Raw genomic sequence first — 3,401 nt, forward strand, 5'->3', positions numbered from 1 at the left:
ATCCACGGCAAGGTGACGCGGTTCGTCACTTGCCACTGATTGGCGCCGAGCGAGCGCGCCGCCGCCTCCAGCTCGGGCGCGAAGGTCTGCAGCCGGGCCGACACGACCACGATGACGTAAGGCAGCGCCAGCGCGACATGGCCGAGCAGGATCGCCACCAGCCCGCGGCCGATGCCAATGCCGAAGAAGAAGATCAGCATCGCTGTGCCGGTGATCAGCCACGGAATGGCGATCGGCGGGAAGAGCAGCGCCTGCAGGACTTTCTTGCCCGGGAAGTCGTAGCGGTAGAGCGCCAGCGAGGCGGCCGAGCCGAGCACGGTCGCGATGACGGTGGTGATCACCGCGATCTCGATGCTGTTCCAGGTCGCCGCAATCAGCTGGTCGTTCTGCCAGAGCGAGGCATACCAGTCCGTCGTCCACTCGAGCGGCAATTGGTAGAAGGGCGAGGCGTTGAACGACATCAGCGCCATGATGATGATCGGCAGATAGAGGAAGGCGAGCAGCAGCACGATGTAGCAGCGCCCAAGCCATTCGAGGATGCGCGTCGTCGCCATCAGGCGGCCCTCTTCAGCATCGGCGACGCCACCGCCAGGATCACCAGCACGACGGCGAGCAGGATGAAGGACAGCGCCGCGCCCAGCGGCCAGTTGAAGACCGCGACGAACTGGTCCTCGATGACGGTGCCGTAGAAGGTGCCGGTGCGGCCGCCGAGGATGCGCGGCTCCATGAAGGAGCCGACGACCGGCACGAAGATCAGCGCTGCCCCGGCGATCAGGCCAGGCATCGACAGCGGGATGATCACGCGCCAAAGAACCTGCCGCCGCGAGGCGCCGAGCGAGCGGCCGGCCTCGATCAGCGAATCGTCGATTGCCTGCAGCGTCAGGTAGCAGGTCAGCACCATGTAGGGCACATAGGAGTGCACCAGGCCGATGATGACGGCCGGATAGGAATACATCAGATCGATATTGATCTTGAACGGCAGCACGGCGTTGAGCGCCGTGTCGAGGATGCCGCCCTCGCGCAGCACCATCGCCCAGGAGAAGATGCGCACCAGCCCGTTCGACCAGAACGGCAGGATGACGAGCAGGAAGATCGCCTCGCGGCTGCGTCCCTTCAGCACCTTGGCCAGCACATAGGCCGCCGGATAGCCGATCACCACGCACCAAAGGGTGACCTCGAGGCCGAGCCGCAGCGAGGCAAGCAGAAGCGTCAGATAGAGGCTCTGCGAGAAGAAGGCCGCGTAATTGTCGAGTGTGAACGCCCATTCCTTCCCGGCCAGCGGCAGGTCAGTCATGAACGAGAAGAAGACCATGGCCGACAGCGGCAGGAAGATCGCCACCGTCAGCCACAGATAGGCCGGAAGGAGAAGCGGCAGGGCCGGCTTCAGCCCGCGCCGCGAACCGATCGCATGCTGGTCAGCCATGGATGCCTCTCCTCCCCGAAAGACGCCGACTACTTCACGTTGACCTTCAGCTCCTGCCAGAGTGCCAGGTACTTCTCGCGCTGCTCGTCGGTGACCGGCGCCTGGAACTGGATGCGCTTGGCGACCTCCGGATCGCCCATGACCATGCGGTTGAAGGCATCCTCGGGCAGCGCCTCGACCGCCTTGGTGTTTGCCGACACCGGCGCGCCGACCTTGGTGACCCATTCGACATAGAATTTCGGGTCGATCATGTAGTTGATGAAGGCTTCGGCGCCCTCGACATTCTTGGAGCCGGCCGGGATCGAGAAGGCATCGAGCCAGGCGACGGCGCCTTCCTGCGGGATGACCAGCGAAACTGGCAGCTTGAAATGCGTCTTGGCGCGGTCGGCGGAGCCGCTCCAGTAGGTGCCGATGTCGATCTGGTTGGAGGCGACCATCTGGTTCCAGTCGTTCTCCGAGCTCCAGAACGTCTTGATCTGCGGCATCAGCGAGGTGAGCTTCGCCTTGACCGCTTCCATATCCTTGATGTCGTTGATATTCTGGCCACTGGCAATGGCGCCGAACTGCACCGCCTCGACGGCATCGTCGCGGATGATGACGCGGCCCTTATGCGCCGGATCCCACATTTCGGCGATGCTCGTCGGTGGCTTGGGGAACGACTTCTCGTTGATCGCTAAGGCGGTCAGCCCCCAGACCCACGGCACGCCATAGACCTTGCCGTCATGGTTGAGCATCGGTGAGCCGGCCTTGTCCTTGCTGATGTCGGCGTAGTTGGCAAGCTTCGACACGTCGATCGGCTGGATCAGCTTGCCGGCCATTGCCTGATCGTTGAAGGCGGCATTGATCATGACGACGTCGTAAAGGCCGGGATTGGTCCTGAGCTTGGTCAGCATCTCCTGTTCGGAGTTGAAGAAGTCGTTGACCACCTTGTTGCCGGTCGCCTTCTCGAAGGCTGCGATCGCCCATGGCTCGTCGGCGCCGTAACCCTTCCAGTTGAGCACATGCACTTCGCCGGCATTGGCGGCAAGCGTGAATGCTGAAGCGAAGACGGCTGTCGCCGTCAGAAAAGCGGTCAGTCGGGGCATGCGCATGTTTCTTTCCTCTCATTGTTTGCCCGGTTTGCGGGCTTGTTAAGTTGTGGCCTCTTGTTCCCGGTCCTGCGCGCTCGCCGCTTGAACGCGCCGGGCAAGGAATTCCTGGATTTCGGCGTCGGTCGGCGCCGACGATCCGCCATGACGGGTGACGGAAAGCGCAGCCGCCGCGTTGGCGTAGCGCGCTGCTTCGTAAGGCGGCATTCCGCGCGACAGGCCGCTGACGAAGGCGCCGATATGGGCATCGCCGGCGCCGTTGGTATCGATGGCTTCCACGTCAAAGCCCGGCACCGCCTGCGTCCGGCCATCGGCAAGCCGTACGAGGCAGCCCTGCGCGCCGGCGCGGATGACGACGCCCGCCGCTCTCTGGCAATGGTCGGCGAGCAGCCGGATGGCGACGGTCTGGGCATCGCCCGAACCGGCGATCTCGGCCGCCTCGATGGTGTTGCAACTCAGCCAGGTCGTGCGCGCCAAAACCCGGTCCAGGATCGGGCGCGGAACCTCGGCTATCACCGGCGTCGGATCGAAGACGAAGGGGACTTCCGCAGGCAGCGCCTCGATCCAGTCGGTGAGCGTATCTCGGCTTCCCGGATAGCTCAGCGTGTAGCCAGAGGTGAAAACCCAATCGCCCGAAAGGATTTGGACCGGCTTCATCATGTCGAGCGTGAGCCTGCTCTCAGCCCCCGGCCAGGAGACGAAGGTCCGTTCGGCATCGCCGCTGATCATGGCGACGCAATTGCCGCTGTCCATCAACGGCGATGGCGGCGTCAACGTCGCGATGCCTTCGGCGGCAAAAGCCGCGCGCAGGAAATCGCCGTCGGGCCCGGTGCCGAGCTGACCGCCGAACACCACCCTCATGCCGGTGCGGCTCGCCGCCACCATCATGT

At 64.0% G+C, this 3,401-nt stretch carries 4 protein-coding genes; all 4 read right to left on the reverse strand.

Features of this window, described 5'->3' with window-relative positions; all coding sequences use genetic code 11:
- A partial coding sequence (locus tag EN738_RS32570; protein WP_145967006.1) for an ABC transporter permease occupies positions 1-554 on the reverse strand: 554 nt, incomplete at its 3' end.
- Positions 554-1,423: an ABC transporter permease gene (locus EN738_RS32575; RefSeq protein WP_127287151.1), complete on the reverse strand. Its 870-nt coding sequence runs from the start codon at positions 1,421-1,423 to the stop codon at positions 554-556. The genes EN738_RS32570 and EN738_RS32575, both read right to left, overlap by 1 nt.
- A 29-nt stretch (positions 1,424-1,452) precedes the next feature.
- Positions 1,453-2,514 (reverse strand): ABC transporter substrate-binding protein, encoded by a 1,062-nt coding sequence (locus EN738_RS32580; RefSeq protein WP_127287152.1) that lies wholly within the window; start codon positions 2,512-2,514, stop codon positions 1,453-1,455.
- 39 nt (positions 2,515-2,553) lie between these two features.
- On the reverse strand, positions 2,554-3,401 hold an 848-nt coding region (locus EN738_RS32585; protein ID WP_127287153.1), incomplete at its 5' end, for a PfkB family carbohydrate kinase.

Origin of the sequence: Mesorhizobium sp. M4B.F.Ca.ET.017.02.2.1, from assembly GCF_003998955.1 — a bacterium.
Lineage (GTDB): Bacteria > Pseudomonadota > Alphaproteobacteria > Rhizobiales > Rhizobiaceae > Mesorhizobium > Mesorhizobium abyssinicae.